The sequence below is a fragment of the Rhodococcus sp. NPDC019647 genome (genome assembly GCF_044389235.1).
Classification (GTDB): Bacteria; Actinomycetota; Actinomycetes; order Mycobacteriales; family Mycobacteriaceae; genus Rhodococcus_F; species Rhodococcus_F oxybenzonivorans.
Map to the genome: position 1 here is coordinate 17,771 of NZ_JBIRXS010000019.1, position 18,621 is coordinate 36,391.

Below are 18,621 nucleotides of genomic sequence, written 5' to 3' on the forward strand. Positions count from 1 at the left end.
TTCAGGACTGCCACTGATGTAATCTCATCGAGCACCTGAACGAGGGTGTGGACGGGCTGTGGCGCAGCTTGGTAGCGCACTTGACTGGGGGTCAAGTGGTCGCAGGTTCAAATCCTGTCAGCCCGACCGCACATGACCTGGTGGACGAACATGTCCGCCAGGTCATTGTCGTTCCTGGCCTTGCTCCCTCGCGCGAGACTCGCGGACACCGGGAAGGCAATGGCCGAGGGAGCGCGGACGGTGACGCATCCGCGCTGTTCTGGCGTCAGTTCGTGACGATGACGGGGTCACCGATCTTGGCGTGGTCGTAGAACCATCGCGCATTCTCGATGCTGAGATTGATACAGCCGTGACTGACGTTCTCGCGCCCCTGCGAGGCGACCGACCAGGGCGCGCCGTGGATGAAGATCCCGCCCCAGGTGATGCGGGTGGCGTACTCCACGTAAAGCCGGTACCCCTCCGGGGAGTCGATCGGGACGCCGTACGTCGACGAGTCCATCACCATGTCGCGGAACTTCTCGAGGACGGGGAACGTGCCCAGCGGCGTTTCGTAGCCGGGTTTACCAAACGACGCCGGCATGGTGTGCACTACGCGGTCGTTGATGCTCACGGTGAACTGGTGTGTCGTAGTGTTCGCTACGGCGACCAGCGCGTCGCCGACCTGGAACTGGGTCTTCGATCCCGCGAATTCGACGGTGACCGCGGTGTGCGCCGGCCAGAAAGCGTCCGGGCTCCACCGCAGTTCGCTGTCATCGATCCACGAATAGTGTCCGGTCACAGGCGTCGACGGGGAGATCGCGACGGAGCGTTCGGCGCTCGCCCGGTCGGCGACGGGCGATCGGAACTGGATGATGATCGGATGCGCGACGCCGACGACCTCACCGCTCGAGGGTGCGATGGCCGGAGCGACGATTTTCGCAACGACGGCCGACGGTACAGCGGTGCCGGTGGCACTCACCCCGCACAAGGCCAGGATGGCGAGAACCGCCACGAGAAACAGGCGTGCACCGTGCTGCTGCGCTTTACGCATGGCCGTCAGCCCTTCGCATCACTGTGAGCTCATTTCAGTGAAACACAGCGTCGTCCGGGAACGGAACCGAGGAGATGTCACGACTTCATGACTGCCCGACGGTCCCGCGAGTAGCGTCAGTTCCGGGATGTCAGCGAAACGGAGGCGCACATGTCCGGACGATTCGAAGGCACCGTGGTGATCGACCGCCCCATCGAGTACGTGTTCGCCTATCTCGCGGCAGGCGTCAACGACCCGGATTTCAGTCCCCGTGTGCAGAAGATCACGAAGTCCACCGACGGACCACCCGGAGTCGGGACGGTGTTCGTCAGCACCGTGAAAGATGCCGGAATGACCACCACACGGGAATTCGAGCTGACCGAATTCGAGGCACCGAGAAAGATCCGGTGGACCGAACGGTCCAAGAACATCGTGACGGCGAAGGAAGGCGGCTACGACCTCGAGCCGGCCGGAGCCGGCACGAAAGTCACCATCTACAACGAGCTGGAAGGCCACGGAATCGGCAAGCTGATCGCTCCTCTCGCGCTCCGCGCTGCACGCAAGGACGCGCCGAACTTCGCTCGGCGAATCAAGGCGGCCGCGGAGAAATGATTCTCCTGTGTGCCGGCCGACAGCGTGACGTACCGAGAGATTCAAACGGCAGGAAATCACGCGCAGGGGCGGATAGTGTCGGGTGATGGTTGATGCGCCCGTCCTCGACAGAAACCACCTCGCCGACGCGCTCGCACACTTCGAACCGCGGATAGTCGATCCGACCAATCGTCGATCGGCGGCAGTCGTGATCGCCGTGATGAGCGACGGATCGGGTGGGCAGGCCATTCCACTCACCATGCGCCCGACCAAGATGCGAGCGCACCCGGGCCAATTCGCATTGCCCGGGGGCGGCGTGGATGCGGGGGAGACCGGGGCGGACGCGGCGCGCCGTGAATTGCACGAAGAGCTCGGTCTCGATGTGGAGCCGTCCGCGGTTCTCGGCCGCCTCGACGACTACGTCACCCGCTCCGGCTACGTCATCACACCATTCGTCGTGTGGTCGGATCGATCGATCACTACTCTCGTTCCCCATCTCGAGGAGGTGGCGGAAGTCTTCGCGGTGGGACTCTCCGAAATCGACACCGAGCCGCGGTTCGTCGACATCCCCGAATCGTCGAAGCCGGTGATCCAATGGCCGTTCCGGCGCCACCTGGTACACGCGCCGACCGGCGCCGTGGTGTACCAATTCCGGGAAGTCGCGCTCCACGGCCGCCACACCCGCATCGACGGGTTCGACCAACCGGTCTTCGCTTGGCGTTAGCCGAATCACGGTGGGGTTGCCGCGACTAGGGTCACACCCTGTGACCATCTTCGAGTCCGTGGCTCGCAAACTCGACCGCACCGGCGTCGACCCTGTCGTCTGGCATGCTCCCGCACCGCCCACTCCCACAGGTCTTCTCGCGCCCAACCGAGTGCTCGACGATGCCGAGCGATGGCAGCTGCCGTCCGGTGAAGGCCCGGAAGACGTCGCCGTCGATGCCGAGGGACGGGTGATCACCGGGGGCAACGACGGTCGGATCTGGCGGTTCGATATCCACGGGAAGGCGATCCCGATCGCCGACACCGGCGGGCGCCCCCTCGGGATCGAGGTGCTGGACGACGGCCGATTTCTCGTGTGTGATGCCGCGCGCGGGGTCCTGCGGGTAGATGACAGTGGGCGCGTCGAGGTGCTGGCCGAATCCGCTGTGGGGCGACCGATCGTGGCGTGCAACAACTCTGCCGTCGGCCGTGACGGGATCGTGTATTTCACCGACTCGTCGGCCCGCTTCACCATCGATGATCATCGGTACGATCTTCTCGAGCACCGGGGGACCGGCCGACTGCTCCGGTTGGACCCGAAGACGGGGGAGACCGATCTCCTCGCAGAGGGGTTGCAGTTCGCCAACGGCGTCGGATTGGCGGCAGACGAATCCTTCGTCCTGGTCGCCGAGACCGGGGCCTATCGAATTTCTCGCGTCGACGTCACGGGCCCGTCGCGGGGAAGCGTGTCGGTATGGGCGGAGAACCTCCCCGGCATTCCCGACAACATGACGTCGCACACGTCGGCCGGTCTGTTCTGGGTGGCGCTCTACAGTCCGCGCATGAGAGTGCTCGACATGCTCGCGCCGTATCCGACGTTACGGATTCTGGCAGCAAATCTGCCCGAAGCGGTGCAGCCCGCCCCGCAGCGTGCCGGCTGGGTGATCGCCCTGGACTCGAACGGGACGATCGTGCACAGCCTGCGCGGTGGTAAAGGAAGCTACTCACCCGTCACCGGTGTCCGGGAGCATGAGGGGTGGCTGTATCTGGGAAGTCTGACCGCGGACTGTGTTGCCCGAGTCCGAGCGCCGCGATGATCGGACTCGGTTCGCATATCGACGAGTGACACGTGGCTGAGGTGGCCCACGGTCGCCTGAAGCCCGGACCCGTTGTGGAAGAGTGGCGAGAGCGTTGCGAGGAGCAGCGCGCGACACTGCGCAATCGAGGGCTGGGGAGACTGTGGTGGATTCGGTGGACCGGGACATCGTGCGGTCGGACCGCATCGTGACCGTGCCCAACGTCCTCAGTGTCATCCGCTTGATCGGCGTGCCGCTGTTCGTCTATCTCTTGCTCGTCACCCACGCCGACGGGTGGGCGCTGGCCATCCTCATGATCAGTGGATTCACCGACTGGCTCGACGGCAAGCTGGCGCGCGTACTGAACCAGTCCTCGAAGCTGGGTGCGCTCCTCGACCCCTTCGTCGACCGCCTCTACGTCGTGACCACCTTGGTGACTTTCGTGGTGCGCGGGTTCATTCCCTGGTGGGTGGCCGCCATCCTCATCGGGCGTGACGCCGTTCTGGCACTGACCCTGCTCATCTACCGGCGCCGCGGACTGCCCCCACCGGACGTGATCTATCTGGGTAAGGGTGCAACCTTCCTGCTCATGTTCGCACTGCCGATGATCCTCGCCGCGCACGTCGACTGGGATTTCGCCCCGGTCGCGCAGCCTGCGGGTGCCGCTCTCCTCATCTGGGGCACAGCGTTGTACCTTTGGACCGGTCTGCTGTACATCGCCAACGCATTCGTCGTCGCACGTACCGTTCCCGTGCGAGCGCCGGGTGGCGACGACCGCGAGGTCCGCTGATGGAGCGCACCGACACGGGCGTCCGCCGAAATCCGGTGCCGTCCCTTCTCCGGTCCCTGATGAACGATCACCTGGACCCCGGCTACGAGGGCGCCGCCGAGGATCGCGAACACGGCCATGCGCGGCAGACCCGGTGGGGAAACCGGGTATGGATTTCCCTCGGTGCGCTGCTGATCGGCCTGGTGCTCGCGGTGGCGTACCGCCAGGCCACCGAACGCCTGCCGGGTACCGAACAGGTCCGGGCAGAACTGCTCGGCAAGGTACACGACGCCGAAGCCCGCGTCGGGAGTCTCGAGGACACCCGCGACGGCCTGTCCGTGCACACGGACGACGCCCGCGCCGCAGCCTTGGCGGGTGATGCCCGTGGATCCGCCGTCCTCACGGAGCTGCGCGCCCTCGAGGGTGACGCCGCGGTCGAGGCCGTCCGCGGTCCAGGACTCACCGTGACACTGACCGATCCCGCGGCTCGGCCCAACCTGTCCGACTCGTCGCAGCGCTCGGTGGGCGGAAAGGCTGTGGTGCTCGACCGCGACCTCCAATCAGTCGTCAACTCGTTGTGGGCCACCGGAGCCGAGGCCGTGGCGGTCGGTGATGTACGGATCGGTCCTACCGTGACGATCCGGCAGGCGGGCGGCGCGATGCTCGTAGACAATCAGCCCGTGTTCTCGCCATACGTGGTGTCTGCGATCGGACCGCAGAGGCCGATGCAGACGGGATTCGTGGTGAGCGATGCGTATTTGCGGATGTCGAGTATTGCTCAGCTGTACGGCATCGGCTTCTCGGTGGCCGAAGCAGACGAACTCGACCTTCCCGCGGCCCCGGCTCGCGAGGTGCGCTCGGCGCAGGTGGCAGGAACTCGATGAGATGGCGGAGTGACGAGGAACTCGATGAGAGGGCTAGTGACATGGAGGCGGCGCTCGGATGAAGGCAGTGCTCGGATGAAGGCAGTGCTCAAGGGTGGATCGGCGGTGTACGGCGTCCTCGCGCTGGTGGTGGGCATCGTGCTCGGAGTGGTGTTCAGCCCTCAGGTGCCCGATGCCGTGCAGCCCTACCTGCCGATCGCTGTGGTGGCGGCGCTCGACGCCGTGTTCGGCGGACTGCGTGCCTACCTGGACGAGATCTTCGATTCGAAGGTGTTCGTCGTCTCGTTCGTGTTCAACGTTCTGGTGGCCGCGCTGATCGTGTGGCTGGGGGATCAACTGGGAGTGGGCACCCAGTTATCGACCGCGATCGTCGTGGTCCTCGGTATCCGGATCTTCGGCAACGCGGCGGCTCTCCGCCGTCGCCTCTTCGGAGCGTGATCGGGCAATGAGCGGTCACGAGGGCAGACACGAACTCCACCAGGACGAATCGGCGTCGCGCCGGTCTCATGTCGTCTTCGCCGTGCTGGCCGCACTTCTTCTCGGTGGCCTGGGAATCGCGATCGTGACTCAGGTGAAGAACACCGGCTCCGGTGACACGCTCGACTCCGCGAGTCCGGCGGACCTCCTGGTCGTGCTCGATACGCTGAACCAGCGGGAGGCGGCCCTGCGGCAGGAGATCGCTACCCTCGAGCAGACGCTGGACACTTTACGACGAAGTGGTAGCTCGGGTGCCGCCCTCGACGAGGCACGCGCACGCCTGACCGCGTTGTCGATCCAAGTGGGGAGCGCACCGGCCACGGGGCCCGGGGTGACGATGAGCATCACCGACCCAGGGAAAGGGGTGGGCTCCGAAGTGCTCCTCGACCTCGTGCAGGAGTTGCGGGCGGCGGGTGCCGAGGCCATCTCACTGCAAGGCGCGCAGGGTGCTCCCATCCGGATCGGCGTCGACTCCTGGGTATCGGGGTCTGCAGGCGATCTGTCGGTGGACGGTCAGCGCGTGACCGCGCCGTACAGCGTTGTCGCGATCGGGGATCCGCCCACCCTCGCGGCCGCTCTCAACATTCCCGGCGGGGTGGTCGACACCGTCGCGCGCAGCGGTGGACAGCTCGAGATCGAACAATCACAGCAGGTCACGATCTCCGCCTTGCGGGAGTCGAAACCTCGCCAATACGCTCAGCCCGGAAATTGATCTTCGCATCCGCCCGCGGATTGCCATCGAAAGGACGCCACTGTGAGTGAGCTCGAAATTCCCGCCGATCGTCGGTACACAGCCGAACACGAGTGGGTCGAGCGGACCGGAGCCACGACGGTGCGGATCGGCATCACCGATTTCGCGCAGTCCCAGCTCGGTGACGTGGTGTTCGTCCAGCTGCCCGCTGTCGACGACGAGGTGACTGCGGGCGAATCGCTCGGCGAAGTGGAATCCACCAAGAGTGTGTCCGACATCTTCGCGCCCCTCACGGCGAAAGTCGTTGCCGCAAATGCTGATCTGGACGGCAACCCGGAACTCGTGAACTCGGCGCCGTACGCGCAGGGCTGGCTCGTCGATCTCGGGGTCGACGACGAGGCGACGCTCGACGCCGCCCTCGCGGAGATGTTGGATGCGGCAGCCTATGCGGACATCACCGCAGGCTGATCTCGGCGGGCTGAGGAAGCGGTGTTCCGCCGCCTCCGGGAACCCGGCGGCCCGCCTCACGGTCACGACGGGTCGATCCGGCGGCGTATTACCGGTTCGTAATGTGCTGGCGGCCTGTCTTACTACACGCACCGGCGCGCGCAGGGTACGGTCGAGGTGAACGCATGTGCCGTGTCGGGGCGCAGGTCCGTAGTTTGACTGTGGTTGTGGCAGTGCACGGAAGATAATGTGCACAAATATCGAATTATGTAGAACCGAGTGGCATTGCGTAGTCCAGCGAATCTTGCTGGATGATCGAACTAGGAGGAGAAACGGTGAGCGAGAACGGCAATGACGCGGTTTATGGGGAGTCCCCGGCGGAAACGACGTCGGTCTTCCGCGCGGACTTCCTCAACGAGCTCGACACCTCCTCGGCAACCCAGGCGCCGGAGGCTCCGGTGTCGGGTGTGGAGGGACTGCCAGCAGGTTCCGCTCTGCTCGTCGTCAAGCGCGGACCCAACGCGGGTTCACGCTTCCTGCTCGACCAGCCGACGACCTCTGCGGGGCGCCATCCCGACAGCGACATCTTCCTCGACGACGTGACGGTCAGCCGTCGTCATGCGGAGTTCCGCCAGGAGGACGACGAGTTCCAGGTCGTCGACGTAGGAAGCCTCAACGGCACGTACGTCAACCGGGAACCGGTCGACTCCGCGGTGCTGGCCAACGGTGACGAGGTCCAGATCGGCAAGTTCCGTCTGGTGTTCCTGACGGGTCCGCGTACCACCGCGGGTGGCTCGCAGATCGGTGAGACGTCAGCTGGTGCGGGTAGCCAATGACCGCGGTGCGGCAGCAGCAGGCGCAATCGGGAATGTCGATCGGCTCGGTGCTGGATCGACTGCGGCCCGATTTCCCTGATGTGACGATCTCGAAGATCCGATTCCTCGAAGCCGAGGGTCTCATCAGCCCCCAGCGGACTCCGTCGGGTTATCGGCGCTTCTCGATCGCCGACTGCGAACGTCTGCGCTACGTCCTCACTGCGCAGCGAGACCAGTATCTGCCGCTGAAGGTCATCAAAGAGCAGCTCGAGGCCATCGACAGAGGTGTGGCCACGGTCGGTGCCGGCGACTCGTCGCCGCGCCGGCCGCGGGCCCTCACCGTCGCTCCGGGTGAGGTGTCACCCGAGGAGTTCCTCACCGATCGGGAAGTCCGGATCAGCCGCGACGACCTGATTTCCCGGGCAGGCATCGACGAGAAATTCCTCGTGGAACTCACCCGAGGAGGTCTCGTCGTGCCCGGCCCGGCCGGCTTCTTCGACGAGGATGCCGTGACGCTTGCACGCACGGCGCGGGCGATGTCCGAGTTCGGCCTCGAAGTGCGGCACCTGCGGGCATTCAAGCTCGCCGCCGACCGTGAGGCGGGGCTGGTGGCCCAGATAGCCGGGCCGGTGGCCAAGGGACGTGACGCGGGTGCCCGTGACCGCGCCGAGGAAATGGTCCGGGAACTGGCGGCGTTGTCGCTGACTCTGCATACGTGTCTGGTGAAGTCCGCTGTGCGCGGTGCCCTGGACCGGTGAGTTGTTGCCAGGCACGCCTCTGACGGGGAACTTCTCAACGACGCTGCGCTCGAACGGCTGTACGGTCGACAGCGGACACGAATCGAATAGAATCCTGGTAGGCACGGTGTGCCGCGTACGGACCATTGCAGGGTGGAGGCAGACGCGATGAGCGAAATGCACGTGATCGGAGTTCGTGTCGAGCAGCCTCAGAGCCAGCCTGTTCTGCTGCTGCGCGAAACTGACGGCGACCGGTACCTCCCTATTTGGATCGGGCAGACCGAGGCCACCGCAATCGCACTCGAACAACAGGGTGTCGAGCCTGCCCGGCCTCTCACACATGATCTGATCAAGAATTTGATCGAGGCCCTCGGCCGCACCCTCAAAGAAGTGCGCATCGTCGAACTCCGCGAAGGCACGTTCTACGCCGATCTCGTGTTCGATCAGAACACGCGTGTCTCCGCTCGGCCTTCCGACTCGATCGCCATCGCGTTGCGTATCGGAGTCCCCATTTTCGCCGAAGAGTCGGTTCTGTCGGAGGCGGGACTCGTCATGCCGGACGAGCGTGAAGACGAGGTCGAGAAGTTCAAAGAGTTTCTCGAATCCGTCTCGCCGGACGACTTCAAGGCCACCGACGGCTAGGGCTCCTCTTCGCCCAGTAACGGTTGAGGTTCTTCCGGCGCGTTGCGTTGACCCTGACTGCTCGGAGTCATAGCGTTCGGTGCAGTGATTTTCTGCCTTGCAGATTCGATCGGGCGTACGCTGAGTAGGTTCAGGGTATGGATGTGCTCGGTGTCACTGGTGGCGACTACGCCGCCCGAGTGCTGTGGTGCATGCGCCGCGGCTACTGGCGACGCGTGTCACAGGCGCACTGATCGTCGGGTTCAGTGCAACATGCGAGAGGGAGTAGTCAGTGGGAGATCGGCCGCAGGAGAATCCGCTGAATCTTGCGCCCGGCGACAACGTTGCCGAGCCAGAGTTCAGCTCCGAAGAGATCCAGCCGGGCCTCTTCCCCGACGATTCCGTGCCTGACGACCTCGTCGGATACCGCGTCCCCATCGCCTGCCAGATCGCCGGAATCACCTACCGGCAGCTCGACTACTGGGCGCGGACGTCACTGGTGGTGCCGTCCATCCGTGGGGCGGCCGGCTCGGGGAGCCAGCGCCTGTACTCGTTCAAAGACATCCTCGTTCTCAAGATCGTCAAGCGCCTGCTCGATACCGGCATATCCTTGCAGAACATTCGTGTGGCCGTCGACCATCTGCGTAAGCGTGGGGTGCGCGACTTGGCCAAGATCACACTCTTCTCCGACGGCACTACTGTCTACGAGTGCACGTCCGCCGAAGAGGTTGTCGACTTACTGCAGGGTGGCCAGGGCGTGTTCGGTATCGCCGTGAGCGGTGCCATGCGTGAGCTGACCGGCACCATCGCGGACTTCCCGGCGGAGCGTGCCGATGGTGGCGCGCTCGAGCAGAGTCCCGAAGACGAACTCGCGTCCCGGCGGAAGACTCGCGCAAGCCGTAAGACGGGCTGAGTTCTCGTCGGGCAGACAAGCGCCGGTGACGCCCGGTCGTGTTCCACCGCAGAAATGCGTGACATGGGCGTGCGTGAACTGGTCGCGGGTGACATAGACTGTCGGTGCGTCGACGCCGTGCGGGAGAGTTCCGGGCACTGCATGCACAGAAAATCGTGTGTGGAGGACCCGGGCGCCGAAGGAGCAGCACCTCCCCGTCAATCTCTCAGGCACACAGGACCGTGCGGGCTCCGACGTCTCTGGAAAGCGGTGGGAGTACCCACCCGCCCACGGGGAAAGGGCCCGTCCACACCTGGACGCCGGTACCGAATCTCTCAGGCGCTCGAACGCGAGCAGGCGACAGAGGGGGAGGGACGCACCGCTGCGCGGGGCGGGTCCTAGTCCTCCGAACTGCTTGGGAGTTGTCGTGATCGACGCTGGAAGCCGTACATTCGCTGACCGCCATGTCGGCCCGAACGCGGCGGAACTCGCGCACATCCTCGACGTCGTGGGTGCCGGATCCCTGGACGACCTGGCGTCGAAGGCGGTCCCGGCCGCCATTCTCGACGGCGTCGCGAATGGTGTGGCCGACGGGCTCGACGCTCTGCCTGCCCCGGTGTCCGAGCACGAGGCTCTCGCCGAGCTTTCTGCACTCGCCGCCCAGAACACCGTGGCGACCACGATGATCGGACTCGGGTACTACGACACCCTTACGCCTCCGGTTCTGCTCCGGAACATCATCGAGAATCCTGCGTGGTATACCGCCTACACCCCGTACCAGCCGGAGATCAGCCAAGGGCGTCTCGAGGCTCTTCTGAACTTTCAGACGATGGTGGCCGATCTCACCGGTATGGAGGTCGCAAATTCGTCAATGCTCGACGAGGCGACCGCAGCCGCTGAGGCCATGACACTCCTGCGGCGCGCGAACAAGTCCAAGTCGCCGCGGTTCGTGGTGGATGCCGATCTGTACCCGCAGACCCTCGCCGTGGTCGAGACCCGGGCTGAGCCTCTCGGTATCGACATAGTCGTCGCTGATCTGTCTGCCGGGCTGCCCGATGGTGACTTCTTCGGTGTCCTCGCTCAACTGCCGGGCGCCTCCGGCCGCATCGTCGACTACACCGACGTCATCGCCGAGGCTCACGAGCGCGGCGCCCTCGTCGCGCTCGGCGCCGACCTCCTGGCCCTCACCCTGATCACGCCGCCCGGCGACATCGGCGCGGACGCCTGCTTCGGCACCACTCAGCGGTTCGGTGTCCCGATGGGGTTCGGCGGTCCGCACGCCGGGTACCTTGCCGTGCACACCAAGCATGCCCGCCAGCTACCCGGCCGCCTCGTCGGCGTGTCCGTGGACGCCGATGGTGACAAGGCGTATCGACTGGCTTTGCAGACCCGTGAGCAGCACATTCGCCGCGAGAAGGCCACGTCGAACATCTGCACCGCCCAGGTGCTGCTTGCCGTCCTCGCGGCCATGTACGCGAGTTATCACGGTGCGGAAGGCCTGAAGGCGATCGCGGAGCGCGTCGCGAATGCTGCGCACTCGCTCGCCGCCGCCCTCCGCAAGGCTGGGGTGATCGTGGTGCACGAGCACTTCTTCGACACCGTCCTCGTTCGCGTCGAGGGGCAGGCGTCGGCAGTCGTGGCGAAAGCCAAGGAGTCGGGAATCAATCTCCGCTTCGTCGATGCCGATCACGTCGGCATCGCCTGTGACGAAGCGACGACCCCAGCACACCTCGAGAGCGTTCTCGCGGCATTCGGCGGTGCCGGTGCGGTCGGCGTAGAACCGGGCACCGCGGTGCCCCATCCTCAGCGCCGCGGCTCCGACTATCTCCAGCACGAGGCCTTCACGCGGTATCGCACCGAAACCGGGATGCTGCGGTATCTGCGAGCGTTATCGGACAAGGACATCGCACTCGACCGCAGCATGATCCCGTTGGGTTCGTGCACCATGAAGCTCAACGCGACCGCCGAAATGGAAGCAATCACCTGGCCGGCGTTCGCCCGACTGCACCCGTTCGCACCCACCGGCGACGCGCCGGGGATTCTCCGCATCATCGAGGACCTCGAGAACTGGCTGGTGGCCGTGACCGGTTACGACGCGGTCAGCCTGCAGCCGAATGCCGGCAGTCAGGGCGAGTACGCGGGACTCCTGGCGATCCGCAACTATCACCTGAGCCGCGGCGACGACCACCGCGACACCTGCTTGATTCCCTCGAGCGCCCACGGCACCAACGCGGCGTCCGCCGTCATGGCCGGTATGCGCGTGGAAGTGGTGGCCTGCCGACCCAACGGTGACGTCGACCTCGACGACCTGCGGGCGAAAATCGCGGACCATGCCGAGCGCCTCGCGGCGATCATGATCACCTACCCGTCCACCCACGGCGTGTACGAGCACGAGATCGCCGACATCTGCGCGGCCGTCCACGACGCCGGGGGTCAGGTCTACGTGGACGGCGCCAACCTCAACGCCCTCGTCGGGCTGGCCCGACCCGGTCGGTTCGGCGGCGACGTCAGTCACCTGAACCTGCACAAGACGTTCTGCATCCCGCATGGCGGCGGTGGCCCCGGTGTCGGACCCATCGGCGTGCGCTCCCACCTGACGCCGTTCCTGCCCGGGCACCCGCTGGCGCCGGAACTCGGCACTGCCGGACCGATTTCTGCGGCACCCTATGGAAGCGCCTCCATCCTGCCCATCACCTGGGCCTACATTCGGATGATGGGCGCGGTTGGACTGCGCCGGGCCAGCCTGACGGCCATCGCCTCGGCCAACTACATCGCACGCCGCCTCGACGAGTACTTTCCCGTCCTCTACACGGGCGAGGGTGGAATGGTGGCCCACGAATGCATTCTCGACCTGCGTCCGATCACCAAGGACACCGGTGTCACTGTGGACGATGTGGCAAAGCGTCTCGCTGATTACGGTTTCCACGCCCCGACGATGAGCTTCCCGGTAGCCGGGACGCTGATGGTCGAGCCCACCGAGAGTGAGAATCTCGAGGAGATCGACGCCTTCTGTGAGGCGATGATCGCGATCCGTGCCGAAATCGACCGGGTAGGGGCAGGCGAGTGGCCGGTCGACGACAATCCGCTGCGCGGAGCCCCGCACACGGCGGGCTGCCTCGTTGCCGAGTGGAACCACCCGTACTCGCGAGAGGTCGCTGTCTTCCCCCGCGGCAAGGCTCGGCCGAAGGTGTGGCCTGCCGTGCGTCGCATCGACGGAGCGCACGGTGACCGCAATCTCGTATGCTCCTGCCCGCCGATCTCGGCATTCGAAGGGGCCTGACGGCTGGGCGCGCCCTGCTCACCCGGGGCGGGCCCGGACCGGGTCAGTCGGCGCGCACCAGTTCGAGGATCGTGATCTCCGGCGGTGCGGCGACGCGTACCGGCGGGCCCCAGGCGCCGACTCCGCGCGTGGTGTAGAGAACCGTGTTCCCGATCCGATCCAGACCGGTCACCGAAGGTTGCTGCAGCGGCACGAGATAGCGGAGCGGCCACATCTGCCCGCCGTGCGTATGCCCCGACAGCTGAAGGTCCACGCCCAGATCCGAGGCCTCCAGCGCCTGCCGCGGTTCGTGGGCGAGCAACATCACGAACGTCGACGGGTCACGTCCCGCGAGAGCTGCAGACAGGTCGGGCTCGTAGGGCGCCGGCGACGAGTAATCGTGAATGCCTGCGATGTCGATCGTTGCGTCGCCGCGGCGGAGAGCCACCCGTTGGTTCCGGAGGGTGGCGATGCCCAGACGGTCCCAGACATCCAGCCAGCGGCCGCCGTCGTCGGCGTAGAACTCGTGGTTTCCGCTGACACCGAAAATCCCCATCGGTGCGCGAAGATCCGCGAGGGGTTCGAGGTCGGGCGCGACCTTGGACACCGTTCCGTCCACCAGGTCTCCCACAATCGCCACCAGGTCGGGTTCCTGAGCGTTGATCACATCCACGACCTCCCGGGTGAAGCCCGCTCCTCGTGCCGGACCCACGTGGAGATCGGACACGAGGGCGACGCGCACACCGTCGAACTCGGGAGGAAGGCGCCGTAGCGGGACTCGGACGTGTACCACCTTCGGGCGGGCGGCCTCGGCGACCCCGTATCCGGCGGCCACGACGGCGGCGACCGCGACAACCGACGTCGCAAGGCGCAGGGTGCGGCGCCGGGACAGGTCGACCTGATCGGCACTCTCGCCCCTGTGGCGCCACCGCGCGACAACGCGAACGACCAGCGAACCGATCGCCACCAGGAGCAGGCCCAGCACCAGATACAGCAGTGCTCCGAGCCACGCCCATCCCACGAAACCGGGAGGTCGCGCCCATCCGGTGTCGAATACCTCACCGCTGCCGGCGCCGATCACGGCAAGAACCCACAGCACGACGAGGACGACATCGACGACGACGGACCACGGCCGGGTCAGGCCCGTGGCCCGCACGAGCCGCCGGTGAAGCCACCAGGTGAGCAGGGCGAGGACGACGCCGAAGACAACGACCCTCGTCATCGGACGTCCGCGGGGGAAGCGGCCCGCTGTGACACGGGTACGAGCGGGTGAGGGAGTCGAATCTCCGGATTCATGGCGGTGCTTTCTGTCACGGTGTCGTCGCACCCGTCGACGACGTCAGCGGGGTCCTTGCAAGGTGATGTTCCGGGCCGACGGCACGCAGCGGCGCTCGTGCTAGTGCGGTCGAGCGCCGATGCCCGACTTCCGGCGCGGGAAGGGTCAAGACAACAACTTGCCGATGGCTGTGGCCAAAGCGGGTCCGTCCGAGGACGGGGCCTTCTCGAGCGACCCGCCGGTGCGATCGGCGACGGCCTGAAGGGTATTGAGATCAGAGTTCTGCCCGATGGTCACGACGTCGATGCGAACAGGCTTCGACGGATCGCCCGCGGCTGCGAGGGACGCCAGGAGATCGGCGCGGGTGAGCGAACCGTCGTCGTTGGCGCCGTCGGTCAGGAGCAGCACCGAGTTCGTGCGTCCCGGGGTGTATCCGGCGACCGCGCTCTTGTACGCCGCCTCGAGCGAGGTGTAGGTGGCCGTGCCGGCGGCCGGGACGGCCTTCGCCAGCCGGGCACCCAGGGCTTGCCTGCGGCTTCCCTCGATGAAACCACCGGCCGAGAGCGGGCCGGTGGCAACCACCGTCGTGTAGGGGCGGGTTCCGTCGAGGTTGGTGCTGTATTCCCACAACCCCAGGCTCGAGGCGTCCGGCGAGCGGCTGACCTGGGCCGCCAGAGCAGCAGTCGTATTCGTCAAGCGTGAGGTGGCTCCCTCGCCGGCACCCATCGAACTGGAGACGTCGAGCAGAATTGTCGACGTCCGTTCGGTCACGGGATTGCGGATGACCCCCATCATCGCTTCGGCGGCCGCGGAATCGGCGGGCAACAGCGTGGTGGGGAAGCCGGGGAACGTCAAGGCTGTGTCGTCCGGCCTGCCAAGTCCCTCCACCCTGAAGCCCGCATCAGCGAGCACCTGACCCTGCTCCGGCTCGCGAAGAAATTCCGTGAACTGGGCAGCGGCCCGGCTCTGCGTCTCGTCGACAGCGGGCCCCGACAAGATGGCCGCCGGATGATCCGCTACCGGGGTCGCGCCCTTCGGCATGAAAGTGGTGACATCGGAGCCGGGGGCCTCGCGCAGCGCCCGGTAGACCTGCTGTTCGGTGACCGGTACCGCGTGAATGCCCTCCGTGGACGGGTCGTCCGCGTCGGCGAGGATGGTGAGGGCCTCGCGCGTCGTCGCCGGCTTCGCGCCGGGCAGTGCTTGATATCCGAGCGCCAGCCCGGTGAGCGCGGAGGTGACCTGGGTCGATCCGGCCTGCTCGGCGGTGATCGGGCCGGCAGCATCGCCGGCAACGGAGGCGGCGACGGCTTCGACCGCCAATTCTGTACTGCCGGAGCCGGATCCGACGGGTAGCGCCAATCCCAGGCTTCCCCACTCGGAGAGCCCGAGGGTCGCCAACGACCCTCGCCCTGTCTGCAGCGACGGCAGATCTTTCCACTCGACCGCAGCGGTGGTCAGGGCGTTCTCGAACTCGGCTCGGACGGCGAGCACAACGGGGCTCGCGGCAAGGGGGCGAGCCTCGCCGTTGACGACGGCGGGCGGCACCTGACGGACCCATTGTGAACTGGACGGAATCCACAATGCAGGACGCGGGCCGAGAAGCTTGTCGTCCCACGCGCCGTCCGGGCCTGCGATCAGGGCATCGCGCACCTCGCCGGAGTCGACCGGCGTGACGGTGACGGAGATGCAGTGATCACGGATGACGGGGGAGGTGGCGGTGAAGCGGTCCGCGAGAGTCCGGATATCTGCGGCGATGTCCGGGTCGGCTGCGACAGTGAGCACACTGTCACCCTCGACACACGCGCCTGCCGCTGCGGCACCCTGATCTTCGATTCGGTCGGCCAGCTGGAACCAACCGAACACTCCAACGACGATCACCACGACGAGGCCGAGCGCGATCAGGGGTCCCTTACTGATACCCCTGGCGCCCTTTCCGCCGCGATGATTTCCCACGTGGTTACCTGCTCCTGTCGGTCGAGTCGATCGAAGTCGACTTCCGCAGTGTAGTGAAGCGCGGAGCCGAAGCCGGAAAAGCGGCCCCCGTCACCAGATGATGACGAGGGCCGCTGACCGTGCGTAGTACTCAGGCGTTGGCGGCCTTGTACTCGCGACGACGGCGATGCAGGATCGGTTCCGTGTAACCGCTGGGCTGCTTGCCGCCTTCGAGGATCAGTTCCTTCGCCGCCTGGAAGGCGATGCTGTCATCGAAGTTCGGCGCCATCGGGCGGTACGTCACATCAGCCTCGTTCTGGCGGTCGACAACCGGTGCCATCCGCTCGAGGCTGGCGACCACGTCGTCCTCGGTGACGATGTCGTGGCGCAGCCAGTTCGCGAGGAGCTGGCTGGAGATCCGCAGCGTGGCACGGTCCTCCATCAAGGCGACGTCGTGGATGTCGGGCACCTTCGAGCAGCCGACGCCGGCGGTGATCCAGCGGACGACGTAACCGAGGATGGACTGGCAGTTGTTGTCCAGTTCCTCCTTCTTCTCTGCCTCGGACCAATCGGTGCTCGGGGCGAGAGGAATGGTCAGGATGTCGTCGAGGGTGGCCCGGGGCTTGCCCTTCAGTTCGTCCTGAACAGCGAAAACGTCGACCTGGTGGTAGTGGGTGGCGTGCAGGGTGGCCCCGGTGGGGGACGGAACCCACGCGGTGTTCGCGCCGGCCTGAGGGTGACCGATCTTCTGCTCGAGCATCTCGGCCATCAATTCGGTCATGGCCCACATGCCCTTGCCGATCTGGGCCTTACCCTGCAGTCCGGCAGCCAGACCGGTGTCGACGTTCCAGTCCTCGTAGGCAGCGATCCACTTCTGCTTCTTCATCTCGGCCTTGCGGACCATCGGTCCGGCCTCCATCGACGTGTGAATTTCGTCGCCGGTGCGGTCGAGGAATCCGGTGTTGATGAACACCACCCGCTCCGACGCCTCCTTGATGCAGGCGGCCAGGTTGACCGTGGTGCGGCGCTCCTCGTCCATGATCCCCACCTTGAGGGTGTTGGCGGGCAGCCCGAGGACTTCCTCGACACGGCTGAAGAGTTCGGTGGTGAACGCGACTTCCTCGGGACCGTGCTGCTTGGGCTTGACGATGTAGATGGAACCGGTCCGGCTGTTGTCGAGGGGGCCGTTGGCCTCGCTGATGGACAGTCCGTGGACCGCGCAGAGGCTGGTGACGAGGGCGTCGAGGATGCCCTCGGGCACTTCGTTGCCGTCCGAGTCGAGCACTGCCGGGTTGGTCATCAAGTGACCGACGTTGCGCACGAACAGCAGTGACCGTCCGTGCAGCGAGAGTTCGCTGCCGTCGGGTGCGGTGTAGGTGCGGTCGGCGTTGAGCTTGCGCGTGAAGGACTTTCCGCCCTTGGCGATCTCCTCGACCAGGTCGCCGCGGTTGAGGCCGAGCCAGTTCCGGTAACCGATTACCTTGTCGTCCGCGTCGACGGCGGCAACCGAGTCTTCGAAGTCCATGATCGTGGTGACCGCGGACTCGAGGACGACGTCCTTGACACCGGCGGCGTCGGTCTTGCCGATCGGGGACTCGGCGTCGATCTGGATCTCGGCGTGCAATCCGTTGTTGCGGAGCAGAACGCTCGTGGGGGAGTCCTTCTCACCGAGGTAGCCGACGAACTTCTCCGGCTGCGCGAGAGTCGTGATGTTGCCGCCGTCGAGTTCGACCTTCAGCTCCGCCCCGTCGACGAAGTACCGGGTGGAGTCGGCGTGCGACCCGGACGACAGGGGTGCCGCGGTGTCGAGGAACTGGCGAGCCCACGCAATAACCTTGTCGCCACGGACCTTGTTGTAACCGCTGCCCTTCTCCGCGCCGCCTTCCTCGGAGATGGCGTTGGTGCCGTAGAGGGCGTCGTACAGCGATCCCCACCGCGCGTTCGAGGCGTTGAGGGCGAACCGTGCGTTCAGAATGGGCACGACCAGCTGCGGGCCGGCCGTCGACGTGATCTCGGTGTCGACGTTCGCGGTGGCGACCTCGAACGGTTCCGGTGCGGGAACCAGGTAGCCGATCTCCTCGAGAAAATCCTTGTACTCCGCCGCGTCGATGGGCTTGCCGGCGCGGTCACGGTGCCACCCGTCGATGCGGGACTGCAGTTCGTCACGCTTCGCGAGGAGGTCCCGGTTCTTCGGGGCGAGGTCGTGAACAACCTTGTCGGCGCCGGCCCAGAAGGCGTCGACATCGACTCCGGTTCCGGGAAGAGCTTCATTCCCGACGAAGTCGTAGAGAACCTTGGCGACCTGAAGACCGCCGACCTGAACACGCTCAGTCATGAATAGCCTCACTCTTCCGCTATCGGAGCACCGGACGGGTGCCATGAATCGCGACCAATGTTACCTGGGAGTAAAGGCGTGGGGCCGATGACGTCCGGCCTGGCGGAT

At 65.8% G+C, this 18,621-nt stretch carries 17 protein-coding genes, 1 tRNA gene and 1 riboswitch; of the genes, 14 read left to right on the plus strand and 4 right to left on the minus strand.

From position 1 onward, the window contains the following. Nucleotides 1–52 precede the first annotated feature (52 nt). A tRNA-Pro gene (locus tag ACH49N_RS26415) sits at nt 53–126 on the plus strand. A gap of 139 nt (nt 127–265) precedes the next feature. Here the strand turns inward: ACH49N_RS26415 and ACH49N_RS26420 are convergent. Beyond that, nucleotides 266–1,030, minus strand: a complete 765-nt coding sequence (locus ACH49N_RS26420; protein WP_358275435.1) for a L,D-transpeptidase — start codon at nt 1,028–1,030, stop codon at nt 266–268. Between the two features lie 150 nt (nt 1,031–1,180). Between ACH49N_RS26420 and ACH49N_RS26425 the strand changes: the two genes are divergently transcribed. The 13 genes from ACH49N_RS26425 (at nt 1,181) to gcvP (ending at nt 12,991) form a co-directional block, all read left to right on the plus strand. Beyond that, nucleotides 1,181–1,621 carry an SRPBCC family protein gene (locus ACH49N_RS26425; protein ID WP_358275436.1) on the plus strand — a complete coding sequence of 147 codons (441 nt, stop codon included), beginning with the start codon at nt 1,181–1,183 and terminating at the stop codon, nt 1,619–1,621. Nucleotides 1,622–1,706: 85 nt separating this feature from the next. Next, a complete protein-coding gene (locus tag ACH49N_RS26430) occupies nt 1,707–2,324 on the plus strand; it encodes a CoA pyrophosphatase (RefSeq protein ID WP_159921937.1) in 618 nt (205 codons plus the stop codon). 40 nt (nt 2,325–2,364) lie between these two features. Beyond that, complete coding sequence (locus tag ACH49N_RS26435; RefSeq protein WP_358275438.1) at nt 2,365–3,399, plus strand: SMP-30/gluconolactonase/LRE family protein; 1,035 nt, start codon at nt 2,365–2,367, stop codon at nt 3,397–3,399. A gap of 145 nt (nt 3,400–3,544) precedes the next feature. After that, entirely contained in the window at nt 3,545–4,168 is a 624-nt protein-coding gene (locus ACH49N_RS26440) for a CDP-alcohol phosphatidyltransferase family protein (RefSeq protein ID WP_159921941.1), read from the plus strand. Then, nucleotides 4,168–5,031 (plus strand): DUF881 domain-containing protein, encoded by an 864-nt coding sequence (locus tag ACH49N_RS26445; RefSeq protein ID WP_358275440.1) that lies wholly within the window; start codon nt 4,168–4,170, stop codon nt 5,029–5,031. Before ACH49N_RS26440 ends, ACH49N_RS26445 begins: the two co-directional genes overlap by 1 nt. 75 nt (nt 5,032–5,106) lie before the next feature. Beyond that, nucleotides 5,107–5,469, plus strand: a complete 363-nt coding sequence (locus ACH49N_RS26450) for a small basic family protein (protein WP_159921945.1) — start codon at nt 5,107–5,109, stop codon at nt 5,467–5,469. A gap of 7 nt (nt 5,470–5,476) precedes the next feature. Then, entirely contained in the window at nt 5,477–6,220 is a 744-nt protein-coding gene (locus ACH49N_RS26455; protein WP_159921947.1) for a DUF881 domain-containing protein, read from the plus strand. Nucleotides 6,221–6,262: 42 nt separating this feature from the next. Next, a complete protein-coding gene (gene gcvH, locus ACH49N_RS26460) occupies nt 6,263–6,667 on the plus strand; it encodes a glycine cleavage system protein GcvH (RefSeq protein ID WP_109329480.1) in 405 nt (134 codons plus the stop codon). Nucleotides 6,668–6,981: 314 nt separating this feature from the next. Beyond that, nucleotides 6,982–7,482, plus strand: a complete 501-nt coding sequence (gene garA, locus ACH49N_RS26465; RefSeq protein WP_109335060.1) for a glycogen accumulation regulator GarA — start codon at nt 6,982–6,984, stop codon at nt 7,480–7,482. Next, nucleotides 7,479–8,219, plus strand: a complete 741-nt coding sequence (locus ACH49N_RS26470; protein ID WP_159921951.1) for a MerR family transcriptional regulator — start codon at nt 7,479–7,481, stop codon at nt 8,217–8,219. Before garA ends, ACH49N_RS26470 begins: the two co-directional genes overlap by 4 nt. A gap of 147 nt (nt 8,220–8,366) precedes the next feature. Further along, the gene (locus ACH49N_RS26475; RefSeq protein WP_109335061.1) at nt 8,367–8,840 is read left to right on the plus strand and encodes a bifunctional nuclease family protein; all 474 of its coding nucleotides are present in this window, start codon (nt 8,367–8,369) and stop codon (nt 8,838–8,840) included. Nucleotides 8,841–9,111: 271 nt separating this feature from the next. After that, a complete protein-coding gene (locus ACH49N_RS26480) occupies nt 9,112–9,732 on the plus strand; it encodes a MerR family transcriptional regulator (RefSeq protein ID WP_109329483.1) in 621 nt (206 codons plus the stop codon). Between the two features lie 110 nt (nt 9,733–9,842). After that, a riboswitch (glycine riboswitch) is annotated at nt 9,843–9,964 on the plus strand. A 174-nt stretch (nt 9,965–10,138) separates the two neighbouring features. Next, nucleotides 10,139–12,991, plus strand: coding sequence for an aminomethyl-transferring glycine dehydrogenase (gene gcvP / locus ACH49N_RS26485; protein WP_358275443.1), 2,853 nt, complete (start codon nt 10,139–10,141; stop codon nt 12,989–12,991). A 43-nt stretch (nt 12,992–13,034) separates the two neighbouring features. Here gcvP and ACH49N_RS26490 read toward each other — a convergent pair whose 3' ends face one another. From ACH49N_RS26490 to ACH49N_RS26500, 3 genes are all read right to left on the minus strand, one after another. Beyond that, nucleotides 13,035–14,192 carry a metallophosphoesterase gene (locus ACH49N_RS26490; RefSeq protein ID WP_358275444.1) on the minus strand — a complete coding sequence of 386 codons (1,158 nt, stop codon included), beginning with the start codon at nt 14,190–14,192 and terminating at the stop codon, nt 13,035–13,037. A gap of 219 nt (nt 14,193–14,411) precedes the next feature. After that, a complete protein-coding gene (locus tag ACH49N_RS26495) occupies nt 14,412–16,199 on the minus strand; it encodes a substrate-binding domain-containing protein (RefSeq protein WP_358275446.1) in 1,788 nt (595 codons plus the stop codon). Between the two features lie 130 nt (nt 16,200–16,329). After that, nucleotides 16,330–18,513, minus strand: a complete 2,184-nt coding sequence (locus ACH49N_RS26500) for a malate synthase G (protein WP_358275447.1) — start codon at nt 18,511–18,513, stop codon at nt 16,330–16,332. Nucleotides 18,514–18,621: the final 108 nt, after the last annotated feature.

Coding starts and splice junctions, on each gene's coding strand:
- ACH49N_RS26420 (WP_358275435.1), bottom strand. CDS start 1,030: ATGCGTAAAGCGCAGCAGCACGGTGCACGCCTGTTTCTCGTGGCGGTT.
- ACH49N_RS26425 (WP_358275436.1), top strand. CDS start 1,181: ATGTCCGGACGATTCGAAGGCACCGTGGTGATCGACCGCCCCATCGAG.
- ACH49N_RS26430 (WP_159921937.1), top strand. CDS start 1,707: ATGGTTGATGCGCCCGTCCTCGACAGAAACCACCTCGCCGACGCGCTC.
- ACH49N_RS26445 (WP_358275440.1), top strand. CDS start 4,168: ATGGAGCGCACCGACACGGGCGTCCGCCGAAATCCGGTGCCGTCCCTT.
- ACH49N_RS26450 (WP_159921945.1), top strand. CDS start 5,107: ATGAAGGCAGTGCTCAAGGGTGGATCGGCGGTGTACGGCGTCCTCGCG.
- ACH49N_RS26455 (WP_159921947.1), top strand. CDS start 5,477: ATGAGCGGTCACGAGGGCAGACACGAACTCCACCAGGACGAATCGGCG.
- ACH49N_RS26470 (WP_159921951.1), top strand. CDS start 7,479: ATGACCGCGGTGCGGCAGCAGCAGGCGCAATCGGGAATGTCGATCGGC.
- ACH49N_RS26475 (WP_109335061.1), top strand. CDS start 8,367: ATGAGCGAAATGCACGTGATCGGAGTTCGTGTCGAGCAGCCTCAGAGC.
- ACH49N_RS26490 (WP_358275444.1), bottom strand. CDS start 14,192: ATGACGAGGGTCGTTGTCTTCGGCGTCGTCCTCGCCCTGCTCACCTGG.
- ACH49N_RS26500 (WP_358275447.1), bottom strand. CDS start 18,513: ATGACTGAGCGTGTTCAGGTCGGCGGTCTTCAGGTCGCCAAGGTTCTC.